This window comes from Bacillus sp. S4, assembly GCF_040838205.1.
In the GTDB taxonomy this organism is placed as follows: domain Bacteria; phylum Bacillota; class Bacilli; order Bacillales; family Bacillaceae_G; genus Bacillus_A; species Bacillus_A cereus_U.
In genome coordinates this window covers 1-3,295 of sequence record NZ_JBFPJI010000340.1, presented here as the reverse complement: position 1 = coordinate 3,295, position 3,295 = coordinate 1, and the positions used below count along the sequence as shown (strand labels likewise).

The following is a 3,295-nucleotide window of genomic DNA, read 5'->3' as shown; positions in this document are numbered from 1 at the left end:
TAATTGACTAATTAATATTGATAAAAAGGCTCTTATATCTAATTCTATAAGAGCCTTTTTATCTTTACCTATTTTCAAATCTCATTTTTCCGTAGTAATTTTCCATCTCTAAGCGTCAATATACGGTCACATACATCAAGCATTTTTTCATCGTGCGTAATCATAATTGCTGCTTTTTTATTTTTCTTTACTTCATTCTTCATCATTTCAACAACTTCTCTAGCACGTTTTGAGTCCAAACTAGCAGTAGGCTCATCGGCTAAAATCAAATCTGGATTATTCATAAAAGCACGAGCAATGGCTACACGTTGTTTCTCACCACCAGAAAGTTGTCTAGGATAATGGTTAATTCGATGTGTTAATCCAAATGTTTTTAGTAATTCAGTTGCATATTCGTTTGCTTCAGTTTTATTTTCTCCTTTTAATTTTGCAATATATAGAAGCTGCTCTTTCACTGTTAAGAATGGTACAAGGTTTGCAAACTGAAATATAAATCCGATTCGTTTCAAACGAACTTCCGTCATTTCTTTTTCCGATAAGCTAGTTATATCTTTACCAGATACATAAATATTTCCTTTAGAAGGAGATAAGAGTGCACCCGCAATGGAAAGTAATGTACTTTTACCTGATCCAGATGGTCCAACAATACCAATGAATTCCCCTTCCCTTACATCTAGTGTGATAGGATGTAAAGCTGTCACTTCTGTATCGCCTTCCCCATATACTTTACTTACTTGATCTAGTTTTAATAATGATGCTGGTGTCTCCCATTTTAAATCTGTCACCATTACATCCCACCTCCGATAGCTTCTAATGCATCTACTTTCAACACTTGATATAAAGAAATTAATGTCCCTAACACGCTAATTACGATAAAGATAATAGAATACTGCGCAATCATTGTCGTTGTTAGTAAGAACGGCATACTTTCAGGGAACACAGTTTGTACCGCGAGTGTTAAACCAATACCTACTAATAATGCAACAACAGATAAGAATACAGCTTGTACTACTAAGCTATTAGCTAAATAAGAATTTTTCGTACCAATTGCTTTTAATACACCTAATTGTTGTGTTTTTTGTAAAGTAATAACATAGAAGAACACACCAATTAATAACGCTGTAATCACAAGTAAAAATGCAATAATCATTGTTAAAGTTCCTTGCTCTTCTTTATACCCAGGAATACTTTGTAGTACTTCTTTTTTCTCAACTACTTTTGCATTATTAATTTCTTTATCAGTATTTAGAGCAATAACGTTGAATTCTTTTTGATGTGGAAGTGCGATGCTCTCCCATACTTTCTCATTCATATAAGCAACTGGCGCATGACTAAACATTTCATTTTCTATAAATCCAACGACTTTAAATACCTTTTTGGATATAGGATCTACAATTTCATCATTTAATGCTATCCCTTTATTTTTCACGGATTCATCAATAATAATTTCGTTGTCTTCTAAATCACTTGATTTCCCTTCAATAACCTTTGGAGTAATAAATGAATCTTGTTTATTTGTAAAGATGGCAATGTCAACCTTCTTTGAACTTCCCTTTTTCTCAAATGTAGACATTGCAATATGCATTGGTACCGCTTCTTTTTCATTAACTTGTGCTAATACATTATCTACATCTTCTTTCTTGATTTGAGACCGTAGTAATTTTCCTTCAGCATCTTCTGATACCACAAATTTCTCTGCTTTCATTTCAAGAATGGAAGAAGCATTTGCATTGGATAAGCCATTCGCTAACCCCGATATGATAAGTACAAGAAATGATAATAAAATCATGATTGTACCAATTAATCCGTACCTTAATTTCGACTGTTTTAATTCTTTAAGAGCTAAAAACATTCCTTTTTCCTCCTTATTTTGTGCTTTGTCTATGCACTTATCATAAATAAGGAATATGAACAGATTATGAATGGAATATTACAAAAGACAATTTTAAAATGAAACTTCAACTTTTATAAGTTGAAAGTCTTAATTATATATACGAAAAAAGACTTGTTCTAAAGAAATATTTTAGTTATTAATCATCTAACTCCATTCCGTCTCTATTTTTTGGAAGATAAATAGTAAAGGTTGTGCCTCTCCCTATCTCGCTTTCCACTGTTATTGCACCCTCATGAAGTTCAATGATTTCTTTTACAATAGACAATCCTAACCCACTACCCTTAATGTTTCTATTTCTAGCTGAATCAACTTTATAAAATCGATCAAAAATGCTTTTTATCTCTTCCTTCGGAATGCCACATCCCCTATCAGTAATAGCAATACGCCACGCTAATTCATTTTCTTCAGCTTCAAACGAAATACTTTTCCCGCTTTCTGTAAATTTTATACTGTTAGTAAATACATTCGTCCATACTTGATGAAGTAGATTCTTATCTCCGTAAATCTCGATATATGGAATATTCGTTTCAATGGCAAGATCTTTTTCTTGCCATTCCCACTCAGACATAAATATAATACTTCTTATTTGTTTTCCTAGATTGAAAAATTCTTTACGTAAAGTAAGTTCTTCTTGATCAAGTGATGCAAGTGTTAATAATTGTTTACACATATTAGACATACGTTGACTTTCTGATTCAATAATACTCAAATAACGATGTTTTTCTAACTCAGTTAAATCCTCTGTTTTTACTGTTTTGGAAAACCCTTGAATAGATGATAATGGTGATTGAAATTCATGTGAAACATTCGAAACGAATTCTTGGCGCATTTGTTCTGAGTTTTGCAACCTTCTTGCCATCTTACGAAAGTTCTTTGCTAGCACTCCAATTTCATCTTTTCGGTATTCTGGTAATACTAAATCATATTTACCACTCGCGATTTCTTGTGTCGCTTGTGTAAATTTTTGAATAGGACGAACAACAAAACGAGTAGCTACCGCAATACAGGTTAAACTAATTAATATAATTAATCCTAACAATACTGCGTAAAAAATTCGTAACTCTCCAAATTGCTGTTGAATATCCGGGCGAATAAATAGGGCAAATTGTTGTCCATTAGTATGAATAGGGATTCCAATACTATTTGCTACTGTATTATCAAAAAATCCAGTGGAAAACACTCGATTAGGATAGTTCTCAATCCCATTATATAAATTTCCATGTAATACACTATCAATGACCTCGTCACTAATATTAATTTCTTTAAAGCTCTCTCCATATCGTTTTCCTTGTTTCTTTTCATCTACCATATAGATTGCAAAGCCAAGCTTTGAAATAGATTGTAGATATGTCTCTTTATTTAGTTCTCTGTCTTCTTCATATAAATGTTCTATATATAGGG

Annotated in this window: 3 protein-coding genes; all 3 read right to left on the bottom strand. The window is 32.3% G+C overall.

Annotated elements, in window-relative coordinates; translation table 11 throughout:
* Positions 1–74: 74 nt before the first annotated feature.
* Positions 75–788 (bottom strand): ABC transporter ATP-binding protein, encoded by a 714-nt coding sequence (locus AB3X48_RS19660; RefSeq protein ID WP_088099294.1) that lies wholly within the window; start codon positions 786–788, stop codon positions 75–77.
* The gene (locus AB3X48_RS19655) at positions 788–1,852 is read right to left on the bottom strand and encodes an ABC transporter permease (protein WP_088031950.1); all 1,065 of its coding nucleotides are present in this window, start codon (positions 1,850–1,852) and stop codon (positions 788–790) included. The genes AB3X48_RS19660 and AB3X48_RS19655 overlap by 1 nt, the downstream gene beginning before the upstream one ends.
* A 178-nt stretch (positions 1,853–2,030) precedes the next feature.
* Positions 2,031–3,295 (bottom strand): sensor histidine kinase (locus AB3X48_RS19650; RefSeq protein ID WP_367959833.1); only part of this gene is annotated, 1,265 nt, incomplete at its 5' end.